The 21,249-nt window shown below is 38.0% G+C and carries 21 protein-coding genes; 19 read left to right on the top strand and 2 right to left on the bottom strand.

The genetic code is table 11. The annotated features are described in order from the left end of the window. The first annotated feature begins 6 nt into the window (after positions 1-6). From AC07YT_RS11190 to AC07YT_RS11145, 10 genes are all read left to right on the top strand, one after another. Positions 7-2,862 carry a PD-(D/E)XK nuclease family protein gene (locus AC07YT_RS11190; RefSeq protein WP_086549440.1) on the top strand — a complete coding sequence of 952 codons (2,856 nt, stop codon included), beginning with the start codon at positions 7-9 and terminating at the stop codon, positions 2,860-2,862. Between the two features lie 135 nt (positions 2,863-2,997). Continuing rightward, positions 2,998-3,438, top strand: a complete 441-nt coding sequence (tnpA, locus tag AC07YT_RS11185) for an IS200/IS605 family transposase (RefSeq protein WP_086548065.1) — start codon at positions 2,998-3,000, stop codon at positions 3,436-3,438. Between the two features lie 2 nt (positions 3,439-3,440). Beyond that, on the top strand, positions 3,441-3,998 hold the full coding sequence (locus AC07YT_RS11180) for a GNAT family N-acetyltransferase (protein WP_086548066.1): 558 nt from the start codon (positions 3,441-3,443) through the stop codon (positions 3,996-3,998). A gap of 29 nt (positions 3,999-4,027) precedes the next feature. Further along, on the top strand, positions 4,028-4,228 hold the full coding sequence (locus AC07YT_RS11175) for a hypothetical protein (protein ID WP_086548067.1): 201 nt from the start codon (positions 4,028-4,030) through the stop codon (positions 4,226-4,228). Next, on the top strand, positions 4,228-4,677 hold the full coding sequence (locus AC07YT_RS11170; protein ID WP_086548068.1) for a nucleotidyltransferase: 450 nt from the start codon (positions 4,228-4,230) through the stop codon (positions 4,675-4,677). Before AC07YT_RS11175 ends, AC07YT_RS11170 begins: the two co-directional genes overlap by 1 nt. Before the next feature lie 337 nt (positions 4,678-5,014). Beyond that, positions 5,015-6,001 (top strand): pyruvate dehydrogenase complex E1 component subunit beta, encoded by a 987-nt coding sequence (locus AC07YT_RS11165; protein WP_029275017.1) that lies wholly within the window; start codon positions 5,015-5,017, stop codon positions 5,999-6,001. Between the two features lie 379 nt (positions 6,002-6,380). Next, a complete protein-coding gene (locus tag AC07YT_RS11160; RefSeq protein WP_086548069.1) occupies positions 6,381-6,956 on the top strand; it encodes a pentapeptide repeat-containing protein in 576 nt (191 codons plus the stop codon). 44 nt (positions 6,957-7,000) lie between these two features. Further along, positions 7,001-7,375 carry an iron chaperone gene (locus tag AC07YT_RS11155; RefSeq protein ID WP_086548070.1) on the top strand — a complete coding sequence of 125 codons (375 nt, stop codon included), beginning with the start codon at positions 7,001-7,003 and terminating at the stop codon, positions 7,373-7,375. Between the two features lie 99 nt (positions 7,376-7,474). Further along, positions 7,475-8,815 (top strand): DUF4419 domain-containing protein, encoded by a 1,341-nt coding sequence (locus tag AC07YT_RS11150; RefSeq protein WP_086548071.1) that lies wholly within the window; start codon positions 7,475-7,477, stop codon positions 8,813-8,815. Between the two features lie 126 nt (positions 8,816-8,941). Continuing rightward, entirely contained in the window at positions 8,942-11,233 is a 2,292-nt protein-coding gene (locus AC07YT_RS11145; RefSeq protein ID WP_086548072.1) for a Tex family protein, read from the top strand. 72 nt (positions 11,234-11,305) lie between these two features. Here AC07YT_RS11145 and AC07YT_RS11140 read toward each other — a convergent pair whose 3' ends face one another. Further along, a complete protein-coding gene (locus AC07YT_RS11140) occupies positions 11,306-12,373 on the bottom strand; it encodes a mechanosensitive ion channel family protein (RefSeq protein WP_086548073.1) in 1,068 nt (355 codons plus the stop codon). A gap of 197 nt (positions 12,374-12,570) precedes the next feature. Between AC07YT_RS11140 and pnuC the strand changes: the two genes are divergently transcribed. The 7 genes from pnuC to tsf all read left to right on the top strand — a co-directional run bounded on the left by pnuC (position 12,571) and on the right by tsf (position 17,777). After that, positions 12,571-13,182 (top strand): nicotinamide riboside transporter PnuC, encoded by a 612-nt coding sequence (gene pnuC / locus AC07YT_RS11135; protein ID WP_494945317.1) that lies wholly within the window; start codon positions 12,571-12,573, stop codon positions 13,180-13,182. Then, entirely contained in the window at positions 13,179-14,144 is a 966-nt protein-coding gene (locus AC07YT_RS11130; RefSeq protein ID WP_086548075.1) for an AAA family ATPase, read from the top strand. The genes pnuC and AC07YT_RS11130 overlap by 4 nt, the downstream gene beginning before the upstream one ends. Before the next feature lie 42 nt (positions 14,145-14,186). After that, complete coding sequence (locus AC07YT_RS11125) at positions 14,187-14,726, top strand: ORF6N domain-containing protein (RefSeq protein ID WP_494945316.1); 540 nt, start codon at positions 14,187-14,189, stop codon at positions 14,724-14,726. A gap of 390 nt (positions 14,727-15,116) precedes the next feature. Further along, positions 15,117-15,560, top strand: coding sequence for a 50S ribosomal protein L13 (rplM, locus tag AC07YT_RS11120; protein WP_010602007.1), 444 nt, complete (start codon positions 15,117-15,119; stop codon positions 15,558-15,560). A gap of 3 nt (positions 15,561-15,563) precedes the next feature. After that, on the top strand, positions 15,564-15,950 hold the full coding sequence (rpsI, locus tag AC07YT_RS11115) for a 30S ribosomal protein S9 (protein ID WP_029279076.1): 387 nt from the start codon (positions 15,564-15,566) through the stop codon (positions 15,948-15,950). Positions 15,951-15,968: 18 nt separating this feature from the next. Further along, a complete protein-coding gene (gene rpsB, locus AC07YT_RS11110) occupies positions 15,969-16,802 on the top strand; it encodes a 30S ribosomal protein S2 (RefSeq protein WP_057931874.1) in 834 nt (277 codons plus the stop codon). A 129-nt stretch (positions 16,803-16,931) separates the two neighbouring features. Beyond that, a complete protein-coding gene (tsf, locus tag AC07YT_RS11105) occupies positions 16,932-17,777 on the top strand; it encodes a translation elongation factor Ts (protein WP_086548076.1) in 846 nt (281 codons plus the stop codon). 206 nt (positions 17,778-17,983) lie between these two features. Here tsf and AC07YT_RS11100 read toward each other — a convergent pair whose 3' ends face one another. Beyond that, positions 17,984-19,189 carry a metallophosphoesterase gene (locus AC07YT_RS11100; RefSeq protein ID WP_086548077.1) on the bottom strand — a complete coding sequence of 402 codons (1,206 nt, stop codon included), beginning with the start codon at positions 19,187-19,189 and terminating at the stop codon, positions 17,984-17,986. 87 nt (positions 19,190-19,276) lie between these two features. Here AC07YT_RS11100 and nagA point away from each other — a divergent pair, with 87 nt between their 5' ends. Next, positions 19,277-20,368, top strand: a complete 1,092-nt coding sequence (gene nagA, locus AC07YT_RS11095; RefSeq protein WP_086548078.1) for an N-acetylglucosamine-6-phosphate deacetylase — start codon at positions 19,277-19,279, stop codon at positions 20,366-20,368. 161 nt (positions 20,369-20,529) lie between these two features. Continuing rightward, a complete protein-coding gene (gene pyrH / locus AC07YT_RS11090; RefSeq protein ID WP_086548079.1) occupies positions 20,530-21,234 on the top strand; it encodes a UMP kinase in 705 nt (234 codons plus the stop codon). Positions 21,235-21,249: the final 15 nt, after the last annotated feature.

The raw sequence follows: 21,249 nt of genomic DNA, 5'->3' as shown, positions 1-21,249 counted from the left end.
ATGCAGATGAAACCATTTTTACAGGAAGTTGCCGAAGATTTAGTGACCAGATTTGGAAACCAGCTGGAAAACTGTGCTATTGTTTTTAACAATAAACGGCCATCGGCTTATTTGCAGAAACACTTTGCTGATATCATCGGCAAACCCTTTTTCAGTCCATCATTTTTTACCATTCAGGAATTTTTTGCCAACTCTACCAGTTATAAAATAGCCGATTTTTACCTCCAGTTTTTCACTTTACACGGGATTTACAACCAACTGCTTGCCGAAGAACAATTAGAAAGCATCTCGAGCCATAAGTTTTTTCCACTGGCCAAAATTATCTTAAGTGATTTTAATCAGATTGATGCCGATCTGGTTGATGCAGGAAAATTATACCGTGATCTGGAAGATATATCAGTCATTAATAAAGATTTCGATTATTTAAGCCCAGAGCAATATGAGTTCCTTTCACAATTTTGGACCTCCTATTCCGAAGGAAAACATAAAAAACAGCAGGAATTATTCATCAAGATGTGGCGCAGGATGCCCAAACTTTATCATAAATTCCATGCAACGCTTAAAGAACAGGGATATTTAACCAATGGCTCTGTTTACCGCCACCTGGCCGACGACATTACCAATCACCAGGAATTTATTTCGAATTTTGATCAGGGTAAGATCATTTTTGTTGGTTTTAATGCCTTAAGCAGTGCCGAGGCTAAAATATTCACCCAGCTTCAAGATGCCGATAAAGCTTTGTTTTATTTTGATGCGGATACTTATTATTTAGACGATGTATCGCAGGAAGCAGGTTTGTTCTTACGGAAAAACATCAACCAGCTTGGCCTAAAAAATGTATTTGCAGAGCAGGAAAGTTTAATGAAAACAGCTGCGCACCAGGTGAATGTTTTCAAAGTGCAGGGGCAATCGGCACAGGCCAAAATCTTAAACAATATTTTAGAAGAAGATTATACAAATGCCGAAACAGTTGGAAAAACGGTGGTGGTTTTGGCAGATGAAAGTTTGTTGATTCCAACTTTACAGACTATTCCAACAACATTTAACGGAACAGAAATCGACCTGAATGTTACTATGGGTTTTGCCCTGTCAACCTCCAGTATTTTTGGCTTGGTTGATTTATGGTTGGGCAGTCAGTTGGAAATTTTACAACGCGATAAGGTAACCTACAAAAATGTCGAGGCGTTTTTAACCCACCCCTTAACCGGTCTGACGCAGAAAATGCGCGATAAAATTTTAACCGCATTACTCGAAGAAAATGAAGTGGAGATCGACCATAAACGCCTACTGCGTCAAAGTGGATTATTTGAAGCTTTCTATAAAAAAATCGACGATCCGCAACATGTGGTAACCAATTTATTGGATGTTCTGGATTATGTGTTAACGAGATTATCGAATGCGAAAACACTAAAAAAAATCGATGCCGAACTTTTCGTAAAAACCATTCAGGAATTAAACAGATTGCACGATACTTTTAGTAACCATATTGGCAAAGAAGAAATTCCTTTTGTGATTTATTTGGTTCAAAAATCATTGCAAGCCATTGCCGTTCCGCTTTCAGGTGATCCTTTAAACGGCATCCAGGTAATGGGACTGCTCGAAACCCGAAACTTAAACTTTGATAAGGTGGTGATTTTAGGCTTCAATGAAGGCATTATCCCTAAATCATCCATCGGTAACAGTTTTATTCCCGATTCTATCCGCCGTGTTTATGGCCTTCCGGTCCTTGAAAACCTCGATGCCATTTCATCCTATATGGTTTACCGCCTGATGCAAAGGGCAAAGAATATCAACTTTGTTTATAACAGTTTGACCGACGAATCTACTTCAGGCGAGGCCAGCAGGATTTTAAAGCAGCTGGAATACGAAAGCGGTTTCGATTTCACCTACAATGAGCTTAATCTCGAGGTAAAAACAGAAGCCTTTAAAGAAGTGCGTATCGAAAAAACAAATAACGCTTTTATTCAGGAAACCCTTCAAAAATACCTTGATAAAAAGAAAGTGCTTTCACCTTCTGCGCTTACACAATACATCTCCAATCCGATAGATTTTTTCTTCAATTACATTGCCGGGATTAAAGAACCTAAGGAAGTAAGTGCTGTAGTTGAAGCCAATGAAATTGGCTCGATTCTGCACAAAGTGATGGAGTATTTTTATCAGGATCTGAAGTCTGCTGAAATTACTGCAGACCGCATTAAAGAAAAACGGGAAAAAGTCCCATCGTTGATACAGAAAGCTTTTAATGCCGTAATGTTCAACAATCCCGATAAGGTGATGGAGTATAAAGGCATGCAAAAGGTGATTTTATCCATTGTTGATGCTTATGTGAATATCATTTTAAACCAGGATGCGGCACAAACGCCATTTACCATCATTAGCCTGGAGCAAAAAGTAGAGGCCGAAATCAGCTTTCCGTTAAATGGAAAAGAAGCCAGTGTTAAAATTTTTGGTTATATCGATCGTGTTGATGTAAAAGATGGGGTGACCAAAATAATCGACTATAAAACCGGAAGCGATAAGCTGACTTTTAAAGATATCCCGGAATTATTCAATTCTGATGGAAAACACATCAACAAAGCTTTAATCCAGACTTTATTATACACCTATGCATATGAACAATTCTCGGGCAGAACTTTTGTAGAGCCCAATTTATATGTAGTGAAAACCATGAGCGTAGATGGCGTTTGGTTTAAGTCTGGCAGGCAAAATCTATCAGGAGCTTATCTGGAAGAAATAAAGCCGGAATTTCTTGCTGAGTTAAGAAAAAAGTTAACCGAACTTTTTGAAGCACCTTATTTTGTAGCCAGCGCTGTTGAGGATAATTACAAATATTCTATTTATAAAACTTTGTTTGGAAAATAATATTCATTGCAGTTGGCTGAAGCCAATTGCAATGAATAGCGTAAATTTTAGTTATCGGCAAATTTGTATTTCCTCGCAGTCTGTTTTAACAGACTGCAAAAATTCCTTATATTTAGATTAATCAAATCATCAATTATGTCGTATGTAAGAATTTGGGTTCACCTTGTGTTCTCAACTAAAAACCGACATCCCTATTTAACAAAAAACATCCGCTATAAAGTTCAAAAACACATTATGGATAATTGTAGAGAAAAATCTATTTTCCTACAGGCAATTAATGGATACACCGAACACATGCACTGCCTGATATCTCTGGGAAGAGAGCAAACAATTGCAAAAATAGCGCAGCTCATAAAAGGAGAATCCTCATTTTGGATCAACAAAAATATGCTAACAGACATACCTTTTATGTGGCAGGATGATTATTTTGCTGTATCCGTTAGCGAATCTGGTTTGCAAGCAGTGACCAATTATATTAAAAATCAAGAAATTCATCATGCCAAAAAATCTTTTGAATCTGAAGTCAAAGAATTTGCAGAGAAGTATGGATTTACCTTAGAAAAAGAAGATCTTTAAAAATGCTTACCTTAAATTTCACAAAATTCCCGGTTCTCGAAACCGAGCGTTTAATTCTACGCGAACACGATCTTGCTGATGCCGAAACCCTTTTTGCCATGCGTACCAACGAAAATGTAATGAAATACATTGATAGGGAAAGGCCCAAAGATATTTTTGAGATCAAAGATTTTATTTCCCGTTTCAGAAATGGCTACGAAAATGGCGATAACCTGGCCTGGGTAATTGCCTTAAAAGAAAATCCTAAACAAATGATAGGGTCCGTAGGTTATTGGCGCACCGATTTTGCAAACCATAGGGCCGAAATTGGTTACATGCTTCATCCCGATTACTGGCGAAAAGGAATTATTTCAGAAGCACTGAAAAAATCAATTGCATTTGGATTTGAAGATGTTAACCTACACACCATCAGTGCTAATATTAACGTAGGAAATGATGCTTCCAGGCAAATGCTGATCAAACATGGTTTTGTAAAAGAAGCACATTTTAAGCAAGATTATTATTTCAGGGGCCAGTTTCTCGATAGTGAGATTTATGGATTATTAAACCCAAATCATTAAATCCAGCTAAACATTTTTTATATTTGAGTATGTACCGTTTAGATAGAACAGCATTTAATGCACAAACTGCAAAAGAAGCCAGTAAAGCCGATCGGATTTATTATAAAAACCTATCGTGGCAAGAGCGTTTAAGAATTGCAAACTATTTAAATAGTGTAGCTTTTAACTATCCAGAAAATGACCCTCCCAAAATGGATAAATCTGTATTTTCTGTTCGAAGTAGAAGATAATGGGAAATATTTTCAATGATGATTTCCGGGAATTTATTCAGGCGCTAAATAATCATGATGTAAAATATATTCTAGTTGGTGGATATTCGGTAATTCTTCATGGATATTCCAGAACGACTGGAGATATGGATATTTGGGTGGAGAGAACTGCGGAAAATTATAGAAAGATATTCAATGCTTTTTTTCAATTCGGCATGCCAGTTTTCGATATGACAAAAGAAAATTTCCTTCATCATCCAGATTGGGAAGTCTTTAGTTTTGGAAGACCGCCAATATCAATCGATTTAATGATCCTGGTAAAAGGACTAAGTTTTGAAGAATGTTATCCGAATTCAGTTTTCTTTGAAGAAGATGGATTAAAAATAAGAACTATAAATTATCATGATCTCTTACTAGCTAAAAAGTCTTCTGCTAGAGCAAAAGACATTAATGATTTAGAAAACCTATAAGAATGAATAAAGCTACAGCACTCTTTCTCGTCGCACTAAACTGGAAGTTAAAAATAGGTGTTGATAGCCTATCAGATTTCTATTTTAGACAACTACGGTAATCATATCCATTTTGGAGAAGATATTTCGGAAAAAGCTTAAGCTTTAATACAATAAGCTTATCAAAAACACAATTACCCAATATTATTTCCCACTTCGACAGATAAACAAAAAATACAGCTTAAAAAACATCAAATAATTAGTCAGATTACCTATAATTATTACAAAACATAGGCATTATAGCCTTTGGTTTCAAAGCGATTAATAATTATATTTGCCACCGTTATTAAAATTTACAATGAGAGAAATCCAATTTAGAGAAGCACTACGCGAAGCCATGAGCGAAGAAATGCGTAAAGATGACCGCGTTTTTTTATTAGGTGAAGAAGTAGCAGAATATAACGGTGCGTACAAAGTAAGTCAGGGCATGCTTGACGAGTTTGGTGCGAAACGCATTATCGATACCCCGATTGCCGAATTAGGTTTCGCAGGTATTGCAACTGGTGCAGCAACAGCAGGCCTTATTCCAATTGTGGAATTCATGACCTTTAACTTCTCATTAGTAGCTATCGATCAGATTATCAACGGTGCTGCTAAAATTTTATCAATGAGCGGTGGTCAGTTCTCCTGCCCAATGGTTTTCCGTGGCCCAACAGGTAACGCAGGTCAGTTAGGTGCACAACACTCTCAAAACTTCGAAAACTGGTTTGCAAATACACCAGGATTAAAAGTGGTAGTACCAGCTACTCCTTACGATGCAAAAGGATTATTAAAACAATCAATTATAGATCAGGATCCGGTTATTTTCATGGAGTCTGAGGTAATGTACGGCGATAAAGGCGATGTTCCTGCTGAAGAGTACTATATCGAATTAGGAAAAGCAAACGTAACCAAACAAGGTACCGATGTAACTATTGTTACTTTCGGTAAAATGTTAACACGCGTTGTAAACCCGGCTGTAGAAGAATTAACGAAAGAAGGAATTAATGTTGAAGTGATCGATTTACGTACTGTACGTCCTATCGATTACGATACCATTATCGCTTCTGTTAAGAAAACCAACCGTTTGGTTGTGGTAGAAGAGGCCTGGCCTTTGGCATCTCTTTCTGGAGAAATTGCCTTCATGGTTCAAAAACATGCATTCGATTATTTAGATGCACCAGTTTTACGTATCACTTGTGCCGATGTACCACTTCCATACTCTCCAACTTTAATCGCAGCAAGCTTACCAAATGCTGAGCGCGTAGTTAAAGCGGTAAAAGAGGTAATGTACGTTAAAAAGTAATTACAAATTATTAGTCTAAGCTTAGGCAAAGACCAAAAGATATAAATCCCCCAAAGGAATTTGGGGGATTTTTTTATTCCTCCATTTCCGTGCCCTCCGTGTTTCCGTGGCAAATATTTGAAAATCAATGTCAGCAATTCTTCGGTTTCAGCAGCCCCGCTATCCATTGCAATCTTTTTGGCCGATTACCAGCTCCATTTATTGTTATTGCCGGCAGGAATGACGAAGCAATCTTCTGCAGCAATCAACATCAAAAAGTATTTTCATTCCTGTCGGGTTTAGTTAACCCAAGCCTATACAAGAAACCTAATTCAGTTTCCTGCTCAAACCAAAAACCTTCAGATAATTTTTATATTCGTGGCATAAAGAATCTATATTCATGCCTGATAATTACATAGCCGACCAAATATTCGAAAAAGCCGATTTTACCTTACGGGCACTCCCAAAAGCAGAATACGAAAACTGTAAATTCACTAACTGTGATTTTTCCAGCGCTGATTTAAGTGGTGTAAAATTTTTAGACTGCGAATTTATCTCTTGTAATTTAAGTCTGGCAAGCCTTACCAAAACCTCATTTATTGATGTAAACTTCCAGGATTGCAAAATGCTGGGCTTAAGGTTCGAAAACTGTAACGATTTTGGACTGGCATTTTCTTTTGGCAATTGTAAACTGGATCATTCTTCCTTCTACAAACTAAAACTAAAGAAAATGGATTTCAAAAATTCACAATTACATGAAGTCGACTTTTCAGAAAGCGATTTAGCTAATTCAACTTTCGACAACTGTGATTTATTAAACGCAACTTTCGACAGGACTATCCTCGAAAAGGCCGATTTTAGAACAGCTTATCATTACTCCATCGATCCGGACAATAACAGGATCAAAAAGGCAAGATTTTCAAAATCCGGGCTTGCCGGGCTATTGCACAAATACGATATCCAGATCAGTGAATAGGTTTTTAAGAAATTTTGTAAATTCAGCTTACAAAATTACAGACCATGGAACAGCCCAAACCAGAAAACATTGACCAGTATATTGCCAATTTCCCGGTAGAAACACAAAAGTTGCTACAGCAAATCCGCGAAACGATCCACCAGGCCGTACCAGAAGCCAAAGAAGTAATCAGTTATGGGATGCCCGCCTTCAAACGGAACACCGTATTGGTTTATTTTGCAGGTTATGCTAAACACATCGGCTTTTATCCAACCGGCTCAGGAATAGAGGCATTTAAAGAAGAGTTTGCACAGTATAAATGGAGCAAGGGAGCTGTACAGTTTCCTTTAGATAAACCTTTGCCGCTAGATCTGATTACCAGAATCACCAGGTTTAAAGCAGAAAGAGATTTGGAGAAAGTCAAAAAGAAGAAATCATAACGCTTCTGGTATTTTCATCCGGGTAGATGATGTGTGGATTATGGAAAGCAGCTCAAAAAAGCATCAGTCTAGTAAACCATTCTAAAAAACGTTAGCCTGATGAAAAAAATACTTTTACTCCTACTTCTCTTTATCTCTGCCAAATCATTTTGCCAAAAAGCAACAGTTGTAGAAATTGAAACACTTTCGAAACCAGTCAAGCTGATTCCTGTTGTTCCTAATCAGGAAATACTTAAAACGCTTAAGGCAGATCTTGAAAAAAATGTAGAAAATTTGCCCGATAGTTTAGTTTATTATGGAGAACATCCTTTTTTAACGGGCATTTTAAATTCTTATATCGATCATAGGCCATTTGTTATTTCCCCTGATATTTTTTGGTTGCTGATTAGTCAGGGTTTTGCCCGGCATATCACTCAAAATGCGGAAGAGCTCAGGCCACAGATGGTGGGCTTTGAAGGCAAGAAAACTTTAACCGTTGTTTCAGACAAAATTGTGCTTGGTAATCCCAAATCAGATTGGGCTTCAATTTTCCCACAGTTTAACGAGCAGATTAACGATTATACCGGTAAAAAATTGGTAGGTGTTTTAACCTCCGATTTTAGCACGACCACGCCCACCTCGAAAGTGGTGAGCCAGGTTACGATTATGGAAACCGTAAAATCTTATTTCGAATTTAAAGTGATTATCACTGGCTGTGGGATCCCGAAAATTACCATTGAAGGCACCACTCAGGATTGGAAGAAATTACTGGAGAAAACAAAATACCTGTCTCAGTATAAATTAGAATGGTGGACAAACGAACTTATCCCGATTATCGAAGAAATTATAGCGGCAAAAAAAGGAAAAGTAAATAAAGATTTCTGGATGAACATGGTAAAATACCATACCGAAAAGAAATATGGAACGGTAAATACAATCGACGGCTGGATTGTAAAGTTCTTTCCTTATACCAAAGAAGGAAACAAAACAGGTTTAAAACCAATTACCAGCGTAAACAATCTGGCTTCTGAAATTGTAAAAGTCCCTTTTATTCTGGAAGACGCAGTACGCCACACAAAGCACAATATGGAAATCTGGGCTGGATTTATCGGTTTATCCCAAAACAACAAAGATTTCACTATGAAACCGGAGATGAGCTGGGCAATAGTTAATAAAGACAGTGCACCATCCGAAACTTCTGTTTTCGGCAATAAAACCAGTGCCGACGATCTTTCAATGAGCAACATTAGCGAAATTCCAAAAGAACTCTATACATTAAAAAGCATAGGCACATTGAGGATCAAGTTCACAAAAGATATAGCAATTCCTGATGAACTAGGTAAAATTCAAATTAGAAGATTAGAACTCACCGGAAAGATTACAGCGGCTGAAAAGCAGAGACTTATAAAACTTTTCCCTAACAACTGGCTGATCATAAATGGAAAAATGATCGAACGCTGATGAATATAATTATTGCTTTTTTTCAAAAACTTACTCACAAATTTTCGTGGAAAACTTCGTGCTAAAAATCATTAAATCCCGCAAATCCTGATTAGCTTTGCTTCCTTTAATTTTTACCTTTAGGATATGTTAACCCACCATAAAATAATTGCAGCCGAATTAAAAGTTGCAGAAAAACAAGTAACCGCAACCATAAATCTGTTAGATGAAGGTGCTACAGTTCCCTTTATTTCACGTTATCGTAAAGAAGCAACCGGTAGCTTAGATGAGGTTGAGGTAGCAGCAATCCGCGATCGGGTTTTGCAGTTGCGCGATTTAGACAAGCGCCGGGAAGCGATTTTGAAATCGATGACCGAGCTTGGCAAGTTAACACCTGAACTAGAAAAAAAGATCAACGAAGCAGAAACCATTTCGCTTTTAGAAGATATTTACCTGCCGTTTAAGCCTAAGCGTAAAACACGTGCTTCGGTAGCAAAAGAAAAAGGGTTAGAACCTTTGGCCTTGCAGATATTTGAGCAGCATGCTTTTGATTTGGAGGCGTCAGCAGATAAATTTATCGATGCAGAGAAAGGTGTAAATTCACTTGACGAAGCTTTAGCAGGTGCAAGGGATATCATTGCTGAAATGATTTCTGAAAATGTAGAGGCACGGACCAAAATGCGCACCTATTTTCAGGAAAAAGCCTCTTTTAAATCAGAAGTGATTAAAGGAAAAGAAGAAGAAGGCATTAAATATAAAGATTACTTCGAATGGAACGAGCCGGTTAAAACAGCTGCATCGCACCGTGTTCTGGCCATGCGCCGCGGAGAAAAGGAGCTGATTTTAAGATTAGATGCACTTCCACCGGCAGAAGATGCCATTGCTATTTTAGAAAACCAGTTTATTTTAGGCAATAATGCAGCTTCAAAGCAGGTCCAGCAGGCTTTAGAAGATGGCTACAAACGTTTGTTGGAACCAGCAATGGAAACCGAACTTCGTGTTTTCACCAAACAAAAAGCGGATGAAGAAGCCATCCGCGTATTTGCCGAAAATGCACGTCAATTGTTATTGGCAGCTCCAATGGGACAAAAAAATGTATTGGCGATCGATCCCGGTTTCCGTACAGGCTGCAAAGTGGTTTGTTTAGATAAACAAGGTCAGTTGTTAGAAAATACGGCAATTTACCCGCATACCGGACAAGGAAATGTGAAAAATGCCGAATTTACTATCCAACAGCTTTGCGAGAAACATAATGTTGAAGCTATAGCCATTGGTAACGGTACTGCAGGAAGAGAAACCGAAGCTTTTGTTCGTGCGTTGAATTTACCGCACATCACCATTGTAATGGTTAACGAAAGTGGCGCTTCTATTTATTCAGCGTCAGAAGTAGCCAGAGAAGAATTCCCTACGCAGGATATTACCGTACGTGGAGCCGTTTCAATTGGTCGCCGTTTAATGGACCCATTGGCTGAACTGGTAAAAATTGATCCGAAATCTATCGGTGTTGGTCAATATCAGCACGATGTTGATCAGAATAAATTACAGGCAAGTTTGGATGATACCGTTATCAGTGCGGTAAACGCTGTTGGTGTAGAATTAAATACTGCCTCAAAGCAGATTTTAGCCTATGTTTCGGGTTTAGGACCAACATTAGCACAGAATATTGTTGATTATAGAAATACACACGGTGCTTTTAAAAACCGTGAAAGTCTGAAAAAAGTACCTCGTTTGGGCGATAAAGCTTACGAGCAGGCAGCAGGTTTCTTACGCATCCGCAATGCAGAAAATGTTTTGGATACCAGCGGTGTTCACCCTGAGCGTTATGCCGTAGTAGATAAAATGGCAAAAGATCTCGGTACTACGGTTTCAGCTTTAATGAAAGATACGCAATTGCAAAAGCAGATCAAACCACAACAATATGTAACAGATGAAATCGGCTTACCAACACTAACGGATATTTTAAAAGAACTGGCAAAACCTGGCCGCGATCCACGTGAACAGTTTGAAGCTTTTAGCTTTACCGATGGCGTAAACGAGATTTCAGATTTAAGAGTGGGCATGAAACTCCCTGGAATTGTAACCAACATTACCAACTTCGGTGCCTTTGTTGATATCGGCGTACACCAGGATGGTCTGGTTCACACCAGTCAGCTGGCCAACCGTTTTGTGGCTAACCCAAATGATGTGGTAAAAGTTCATCAAAAGGTAGAAGTTACCGTTATGGAAGTTGATGCTGCGCGTAAAAGAATTTCGCTTTCAATGAAAACTGAAGTTAGTCCGAAGTCTGAAGTCCGCAGTCGGGAGTCTAAAGAACACAAGCCTAAGCAAGAATACAAACCCAATAACAGCAAGCCTATTTTTAAACCACGTAATGAACCAAAAGATGCTGATGGCGATTTGCAAGAGAAATTGGCAAAACTGAAAGGCATGTTTAAATAATTACGGGCAATTCTCATACTGAGCCTGTCGAAGTATTTAGGGAGTCTTCGACAGGCTCAGACTGACATGTAATTACTGTTTCTCAAACTCCAATCTCTTCTTCGGTAAACTTTCAGGATAATTTGTTTGAATAAACGAAATCATAGCTTCCCTTACATGGCAACGTAAATCGAAAGCCCTTGAAGAATTAGAAGCGCTCATCAGAAATCGGACTTCGATGGCGCCATCTTTTGTACTATCGGTAACCTGTACTACATTTACACGTTTGTCCCAAAGTGGATTAGCATTCAATAACCTGGTTAATTCTTGTCGCAATGGCTCAATCGGGATGGTATAATCAAGATATAAAAAAACCGTTCCAAGCAGATCAGCAGAAACACGGGTCCAGTTTTGAAATGGTTTTTCAATAAAATAGGTAATCGGCAAGATCAACCGTCGTTGATCCCAGATATTAACCACCACATAGGTTAAAGTAATTTCTTCGACTTTTCCCCATTCGCCTTCTACAATTACAACATCATCAATTCTGATCGGCTGGGTAAAGGCAATCTGAAAGCCTGCCAATAAATTTCCAAGGGATTTCTGCGCTGCAAAACCGATGATAATCCCACCTATACCAACTCCCGTAAGTAAGCCAGCCCCGATTTTACGCATGCTTTCAAAACTCAATAAAATAATAGCAGCAGTAATTAAAATAATAAGCGAAACAATAAATTTTCGAACAAACTGCAACTGCGTTCTGATTTTACGTTCCTTTAGGTTATTTTCTTTGTTTAGGTCATATTTCAGGTAGAAATAATCTTCCAAAACGTTAATTGCCCTCACCAAAATAAGTGCAAAAGTAACCGTAAGTGCAATTTCCAATATCTTGGTTATTGGAAGACGATATGTTGGCGCCATCTCCATCAGCGTTAACGAGAAGTTAAGGAACAATAAGGGAATAAAAATAGCTACAGGTCTCCTCAAATGCTTCACTGTCGATTTTATAATGATAAAATCCCACCATCGCGAAAGCAGGATGAAAGTTTTGTGAATGATAAACTTGATTAAAATGCCAAGAGATACCGCTATTAATCCAATGATGAGATTCTTAAAAAACAAAGGAATTGGATAACCGAAAATCTGGTCGATATACTGCATAAACGAAATCTGTGGTTAATAAATACGGCGATCACCTAATGGATATTCTTATAACAGCCATATTTTTTGATTGTTTGCCAACAGGAAACCACTAGCCCCAAATAATTATTTACATTAGCATTTTGTAAATCTTCAAAAAGGAAAGGATGGATTTTTTCGATGCTCACACTATATTTTTTACTGTTCTTGGCTATAAAATGAGCTATCTGGAATTCTTCGCAGTAATTACGGGGATTATTTCAGTTTCTCTTTCGGCAAAAGCAAGCATCTGGAGCTGGCCTGCAGGTATTGTTAATGTATTCCTATCAGCCTTTTTATACTATCAAAGCCAGCTTTACCCCGATATGTTTCTGATGGTTTTCTTTTTTGTAACCAACATAATGGGCTGGTGGCGATGGGCGAATCCAAAACCTGAAGAAGAGGATAAAAACAAAGAACTTAAAATTAGTTTTATGCCGATAAAACAGTTTCTAATATTCTTGGTTATTGGCATTGTTGGTACATTACTGATGGGTACACTAGCCAGTCAGCTCCACAATTGGCTCCCAATGTTATTTAACTTGCCAAGTGCTTATCCTTTTGTCGATTCGTTTATTTTTGTAATGAGCGTGATCACCACTTTTCTAATGATCCAAAAAAGGATAGAATGCTGGATTATCTGGCTGATCATCGATGTAGTGGCTACTTACCTATACTTTTTAAAAGGCATCAAATTTATGGGAATAGAATATTTAATTTTTACCGTTATTGCTGCATTTGCGTTGTGGCATTGGATAAAAGAGTATAAAAGCTATTCTAAACCAGCATGAAAAGAGGTTTAGTGATTGGCAAATTTATGCCTATCCATAACGGGCATATTGCGTTGATTAATTTCGCTGCCTCAGAATGTGATGAGTTGATTGTTTCGATGAGTTATACACCTGCTGACAAGATTGATCCGGCTATGCGTTTCAAATGGATCAAGGAAATATTTAAGGATCAGCCGAACATCAAGCCCGCCATCATTGCGGATGATTTTGATGATGAAACCCTAGCCTTACAAGATCGGACAAATATCTGGGCGATTAGAATGAAAGAAGTATATCCAAAGATCGACATGCTTTTTAGCTCTGAATTTTATGGAGAACCTTTTGCTTTTAATTTAGATGCTGAACATATTTTGTTTGACGAACCAAGAAAATTTATCCCCGTTTCCGCAACTTTAATCAGAACTAAACCATTCCAATACTGGGAATTTATCCCAAAAGAAGTACGCCCGTTTTTTGTAAAGAAGATTTGTTTCTATGGGCCAGAAAGTACGGGTAAATCAACCATGGCCGAAAAAATGGCTTTGCACTATCAAACCACCTTTGTTCCTGAAGTTGCACGCGAATTAATCACATCGAACGATATTACCCTTGATGACATTATCAAAATTGGGACAGCACAAACCGAAAGGGTAAAAGAAAAAGCCAGCATGGCCAATAAGGTTGTCTTTTGTGATACCGACCTGATTACCACAAAAATTTATTCGCAATATTACCTGAACGAAGTTCCACAGATTCTGAATGATCTGGAAAACGAAATCCGCTACGATTTATATTTCCTATTGGATATTGATGTAAAATGGGTAGCCGATCACCTACGCGATTTTGGAGACCAGCGCTTAGAAATGTTTAACCTATTTAAAGGCGAGCTAGAAAAACGTGGGATAAACTATATTCAGATCAGTGGAAATTATGCAGAACGTGAAGAGAGGATTAAAAAAATTATAGATTCACTATTGGCGTAAATAAATCAATTTTTGTATCTTCAAGTCAAATCCAAAAATGATATGACAGCGAAACAAATGCTTCCTATCATCCCTGACAATATTGTAGTTAATAAAATTTACGAACTAAGAGGCCTTAAAGTAATGCTTGATAGCGATCTGGCCGAACTTTATGGTGTAGAAACTAAACGCCTTAATGAGCAAGTTGGTAGAAATTCAGATAGATTTCCAGAAGATTTCATGTTTCAACTAACTGATGAAGAATGGTTAAACTTGAAGTCGCAAATTGCGACCTCAAAAAATGGAAGAGGTGGAAGAACCTATTTACCTAATGTTTTTACCGAACATGGTGTGCTTATGCTATCGAGTGTTTTAAACAGTAAGCAGGCCATTCAGGTAAATATCCAAATTGTAAGGATTTTCTCCCGTATCCGTCAATTTATTCTTGATAATGGCGAACTCAAATTGGAAATCGCCGAAATCAAACGAAAAGTGGATAACCATGATAAAAACATCGAACTGGTTTTTAGTTATCTTGATCAACTAATCGATAAGAAAATTGGACCGAGAAAAAGGATTGGTTATATGCCTGATGATTTGTGACAAGATTGCGATTCAATATTTAAGCCTAACTACAAATAGTTCCACTAGCCGAAGTTATAAACAGGATTGCAGCGATATCCTTTTAATTTGTAGTTTCCGTTCACAATGTCATGCTAAGGCGCTAAAAATCTGCAACCGGTGAAACAGATGCATTTAAAAGATTTAGCGTAGAGTCCGGCTGAACCCAACCAAAAAATTTCCGGCTTTGCTTTTCACAACCTAAAAAATATACAGCCTATCAGATGCTGAAATAAATTCAGCATGACGATTGTCAGGTAAAAACGTAAAAATTTTTCAATCAACTATTTGATAATAAAAGTATTCTATCTATCTTTGCAGTCCCAAATTTAATGGGAATAATAAATTGTTTAATAAATTAAATACAAGCAAGTGAATACGTTAAGTTACAAAACTGTCTCGGCCAATGCGAAAACTGTTAACAAACAGTGGATTGTTGTTGATGCGCAAGGCGAGATTTTGGGGCGCTTGTCATCGAAGATCGCTATGATCATCCGTGGTAAAAACAAGCCTGAGTACACCCCACACGTAGATTGCGGCGATAACGTAATTGTTATCAATGCAGACAAGGTTAAATTGACAGGAAACAAATTCAGCGAAAAGCAATATGTTTCTTATACTGGTTATCCAGGTGGTCAACGTTTTATTTCTCCTAAGGAGTTAATGGCGAAACACCCTCAACGTGTAATCGAGAAAGCGGTACGTGGTATGTTACCGAAAACTAAATTGGGTAAAAAATTATACACCAATCTTTTTGTGTATGCTGGTGAAACTCACCCTCATGCAGCTCAATCTCCAAAAACCATTAAACTTTAAGAAATGTCAGTTACTAACACTTCAGGAAGAAGAAAAACAGCTGTTGCACGTATCTACTTAAAAGATGGTGCTGGCGCAATTACCGTTAACGGTAAAGATCACAAAGTATATTTCCCAACTTTACCATTGCAATATATCGTAAACCAAAGTTTAGAAGTTTCTGAACTTGTAGGTCGTTATGATATCACTGTAAATGTACAAGGTGGTGGAGTAAAAGGACAAGCAGAAGCTGTTCGTTTAGCTATTGCTAAAGCGATTGTTGAACTAGATGCGGAGAAAAAACCTGCATTACGTGCTAAAGGCCTAATGACGCGTGATATGCGTATGGTTGAGCGTAAAAAACCAGGACGTGCTAAAGCTCGTAAGAAATTCCAATTCAGTAAACGTTAATCACAGGAGGCAAAGACAATGGCAAGAACAACTTATCAAGACTTATTGGATGCAGGTGTACACTTTGGTCACCTTACCCGTAAATGGAATCCAAAAATGGCTCCTTACATTTTCATGGAGCGTAATGGAATTCACATTATAGATTTAAATAAAACTTTAACTAAAACTGAAGAAGCTGCGGCTGCGATTAAACAAATCGTAAAATCAGGACGTAAAGTATTATTTGTTTCAACAAAAAAACAAGCAAAAGGAATCGTAGCTGAACAAGCTAAAAAAGTAAACATGCCTTTCGTAACCGAGCGTTGGTTAGGTGGTATGTTAACCAACTTTGCTACTGTTCGTAAGTCAATCAAAAAGATGTCTAACATCGATAAAATGACTAAAGACGGTACTTATTCGATCTTATCTAAAAAAGAGCGTTTAATGATTCAACGTGAGCGTATTAAATTAGAATCACTTTTAGGTGGTATTGCTGATTTAAACCGTTTACCTGCAGCTTTATTCTTAATTGATGTTAAGAAAGAACACATTGCAGTTACTGAAGCGTTAAAATTAAACATCCCTACTTTTGCGATGGTTGATACTAACTCTGATCCTTCTAACATCGATTTCCCTATCCCGGCGAATGATGATGCTACAAAATCAATCTCTTTAATTACTGATGTAATTATCAAAGCTATTGAAGAAGGTTTAGATGAGCGTAAACGCGAAAAAGATGATGAGGCTGAAAAAGAAGCAGTAGCGGCTAAAGCTGCAGCTGATGCTCCAGAAGCAAAAGAGCCAAGACGTAAAAAAGCTGCTGAGGCAGAAGTTGAAGCGTCAGCATCAGAAGAAACTAAAACAGAAGAATAGTAATATTTTTTAATTGCAGGTTACTGGTTTCAGGTTTTAAGTTGGCTTAACATGAGTTTAACTTGGCGCTTGTAACTTGTAACCTGTAATTGTTATAACAAGATTGTAAAATTTAAAAAAGGAAATAAAATGTCTACAGTACAAATTACTGCCGCTGATGTAAATAAACTACGCCAACAAACTGGTGCTGGTATGATGGATTGCAAAAAAGCATTATTAGAAGCTAATGGCGATTTCGAAGCTGCTGTTGATTTATTGCGCAAAAAAGGTCAAAAAGTATCTGCCGCTCGTTCTGGTAATGCTACTTCTGAAGGCCTGGTATCAATCAATGTTTCAGCGGATGGCACAAATGGTAAATTAGTTGCTTTAGCTTGTGAAACTGAGCCAGTTTCTAAAGTGGAAGATTTCCGTAACCTAGCTCAAGCTGTTTTAGCTGCTGCAGTTGCCAACAATCCTGCTAATACTGAAGAATTATCAGCAATTACTTTGGAAGATGGACGTACAGTTGCTGAAACCATAACTGAACTAACCGGTAAAATCGGAGAGAAAATCGTTATTCAGGAGTACGCAAATATATCTGGTGAGAAAATCGTTTCTTATATCCACTCTAATGGTAAAATGGGTGTTTTAGTAGTATTTGAAGGTGCTAATGGCGCAGATATTACTGAAGCTGGTAAAGATGTTGCTATGCAAATTGCTGCAATGAACCCAGTTGCTGTTGATAAAGACGGTGTTGATCCTGCTACTATCGAACGTGAAATCGAGATTGCTAAAGACGTTATCCGTCAAGAAGGCAAACCTGAAGAAATGGTGGAGAAAATTGCTGCTGGTAAATTGAATAAATTCTACAAAGACAGTACTTTATTAAACCAGGAGTTTGTTAAAGATAGCTCTATCGATGTACGTAAATTTTTAGATAACACTTCTAAAGGTTTAACTGTATCTGCTTTCAAACGTGTACAATTAGGTGCATAAGCACTAAAAAACATATTAAAAAGCTCCCGATGTTGAATCGGGAGCTTTTTTTATGCCTATATATTTTAGGAAAGGGCGTCATCTCGACTGAAGCGCAGCGGAACAGAGAGATCTATCTATACAGATTTCTCAACTACGTTGCACTTCACTCGAAATGACGGTACGAGTGGAGTTTCGATACCAATTGATTGCCGCATGCAACCCTCCTACTTCCTCAACGCAGTATAGCTGCCAACTTCCTTACCAGAATCATCAATCATACTCGCCACGAGTTTATTTCGATCGGCTTTTATTTTGGTGATTGTTCTTGTTCCTGTTCTTGGTCCGCCACCAATAATCAAAGGATAATGGTTTAGCGCTTTATCAGGTTGATGCACCATATATTTATGGGTGTGACCACTTAAAACTAAATCTACCTTACCCTGATTCAACAAAGGCTCAAATAACTCAGTACAATGTTTTGGACCATGGGCATCGCCAGAAAAGCGTGGCGGAATATGCATTAACACCACTCTGAATGGTGCTTTTTTAAATTCCTTCGAATTTATTTCTGTTTTAAGCCATTCGGCCTGCTGCACCCTGTAATCGTCAAAATCGACAATACCTGCGTATACCGGATGTGCATCTTCTTTATCTTCACCAGTGTCTAAAATAACAAAGCGAACAGGCCCCAGGCTAAAAGCCGCATGGCCAACATGCATATAATATTGTGGAAATTCGCGTGCAAATTTACCACGTGTTTCATGATTACCCCTTACGTAAATAAAAGGCGTATGCTTTGCAAAATTATCTACACAGGGCTGGAGCATATGCTCGATGATCTGTTTTTCGTCGGTTTGATAATCGAATATGTCTCCATTAAAGAAAATAAAATCCTGCTTCTTATCCGGAACAAGTCCTAACAACTGAGGGATTGATTCTGGCCGATCGTGCGTATCATTCATCATTAAAAACGAAACCTCTTCCTTAGCCAGATCGGCATTCACAAATTCTTCAACAGCACTGCTTACCGTTGCACCATAAGTTAATTTGTAAGGCTGGAAATCTTTAATTTCTTTGGAAACTATTTTATAATAATATTTCGTTCCTGGCTTTAAGTTTTTGAGTGTTACTGCATTCAGCTTGCTATTGGCTTGCATTAAACCCAGATCAGCTTTTCCGTAAGCCTTTTGGCTCAACTGATCGGCCTGTTCTCCAAATTCTACCCAACCTGCAGCATTTTTATTGGTCAACCAAAGAATGGTCATCGAGTTATTAAAGTTGGTTTGTAAATAAGGGCCGACTGCTATTTTAAATTCATCTTCTCTAAGGGGTACGCTTGCAATGGCAGCAGATGGCGCTACTAAGGTAGCAGCACTTAAAGTTAGTCCGGCCTTTAAAAAACTTCTTCTATTTGGCTGATTTTCATTCATTTGGTCAGGTTTTATCTTATTGATCAAATATATAGTTACAATATTTAACTTTGACCGTGTAAGATTAAATTTACTCAAACGTTTGATATGCCAAAAGTAATTACCAATACATCCTACTTTCAGGATAACGAGATAAAAAGTAACCAGGATATCTTAATTGAAGGCAGTACCATTTCTATTATTAATAGTTCCGAAAATAAAGAAACGAGCCAATCATTAACGATTCCGGGATTTATTGATCTACAGATTTATGGCGCTGCAGGCCGGTTATTCTCTGCCGATCCAACGGTCGAATCATTAACCATCATGGAAGATGATCTGCTGAAAAAAGGAACCACGGGCTTTTTAGCTTGTATGGCAACAAATTCTTCCGAAGTTTTTAATGCATGTATCAAAGCAGCTAAAGAACATCGGTCAGCTGCAAAAAATTGCCTGGGATTGCACTTAGAAGGCCCGTTTTTGAATCCAAAACGTTTAGGCGCCCATGTGCCTGCGTTTGTACGGAAAGCCTCGCTGGATGAAATTAAGGAATTAATCGATTTTGGTGATGGAGTAATTAAAATGATGACGATAGCGCCAGAAATCCAGGATGATGAGGTAATACAATATTTACTTGACCATGGTGTTGTGGTTTCATTAGGGCATAGTAATGCAACCTTTGATGAGGCAACAGCAGCTTATAACAAAGGTATCCAAACCACCACCCACCTCTTTAATGCCATGAGTCCTATCCACCATCGCGAGCCCGGAATACCAACAGCTGTTTTTAATCACAATAAGGCAATGGCCAGCATTATTGCCGATGGGCAGCATGTAGATTTCGAAGTACTTAAATTTGCACAGAAACTTTTAAAAGAACGTTTATTCCTGATTACAGATGCGGTTACCGCCTGTTCTACCGGCCCATATCAGCATGTTGAAAAGGAGAATAAATATGTGATGCCCGATGGTACACTTTCTGGCTCATCAATAACGATGTTACAGGCCGTTAAAAACTGTGTAACACACTGTGCGATCAGTTTAAGTGATGGCGTTAAAATGGGAACGCTTTACCCTGCTCAATTGATTGGAATAGAAAACCTTACTGCAACTATAGCAACCGGGCACCAGGCAAATTTATTGGTATTGGATGACGAACTGAGTTTAAAAGAGGTAATCTTCAGAGGCGAAACGATATAAGCCACCGGCTTGCCGCAACTCAATAAAAATGATAGCACAAAAAGGGCAATATTTTAAGACATTGCCCTTTTTTCTTTAAATGAGTGTTTCTATTTAAATATTTACATCAATTATTAAAAACCATAGCTAGGTATTAAAAAATTGTTAATATTTTTGGGGTCATGAAATACAAACGCATCCTACTTAAGCTTAGTGGAGAATCGCTAATGGGCGACAAACAGTACGGTATTGATAATGAACGCGTTAAACAATACGCTGAAGATATTAAAGCAGTACACGATAAAGGCTTAGAAATCGCAATCGTAATTGGAGGAGGAAATATTTTTAGGGGCTTAAGCGCCGAAAAAAGTGGGATGGACAGAGCACAGGCCGATTACATGGGCATGTTGGCTACGGTAATCAACTCTATGGCCTTACAAGATGCTTTAGAAAAAGTTGGTATTAAAACACGTTTACTTACTGCAATTAAAATGGAGCAGATTTGCGAACCATTTATCCGCAGAAGAGCTGTTCGACATTTAGAAAAAGGCCGTGTGGTTATTTTTGGTGCCGGAACCGGAAACCCATACTTCACAACCGATTCGGCTGCTGCTTTACGTGCCATTGAAATCAAAGCAGACGTTGTTTTAAAAGGAACACGTGTTGATGGAATTTATACCGCAGATCCAGAAAAAGATCCATTAGCCACTAAATACGAAGAAATTTCTTTCAGAGAAGTTTACGATAAAGGCCTTAATGTAATGGATATGACTGCCTTTACCCTTTGCGAAGAAAACCAAGTGCCGATTATTGTGTTTGATATGAACAAACATGGCAATTTCATGAAAATCGCTAATGGCGAACCTATTGGAACCCTGGTTAAATAAGGAATAAAAATTATT

It is taken from the genome of Pedobacter sp. GW460-11-11-14-TSB4 (assembly GCF_059423705.1).
The sequence above is the reverse complement of the archived record's forward strand: the minus strand, read 5'-3'. Positions and strand labels throughout refer to the sequence as shown.